A 242-nucleotide genomic window follows, 5' to 3' on the forward strand; every position below is an offset into this window, starting at 1 on the left:
GGTATCGACCAGCACTTCCTTGAGCGCCAGTTCGTCATGACTCATGTTCGGGCAACCGGCCCAGTCTTGCTCATCGAGAATACGCAGCACGCTGCCATCCAGGTTCCACTGCCAGCCGTGGTAGTTGCAGTGAAACTTGGTGGCATGGCCACAGCCAGTGGTAAGGCGGCGGCCGCGGTGTTGGCAGACGTTGTAGTAGGCCTTGATCCTGTCACCTGTCAGGCGGGTGACAATGATGGACT

1 protein-coding gene is annotated in these 242 nt (G+C 58.7%); it reads right to left on the reverse strand.

Annotated features, from left to right (window positions below; translation table 11 throughout):
- Nucleotides 1-242 (reverse strand): Rieske 2Fe-2S domain-containing protein (locus SB816_RS34475; RefSeq protein WP_410548554.1); only part of this gene is annotated, 242 nt, incomplete at both ends.

The sequence above is a fragment of the Achromobacter sp. SIMBA_011 genome (assembly GCF_046535435.1).
GTDB classification, from domain to species: domain Bacteria; phylum Pseudomonadota; class Gammaproteobacteria; order Burkholderiales; family Burkholderiaceae_B; genus Achromobacter; species Achromobacter dolens.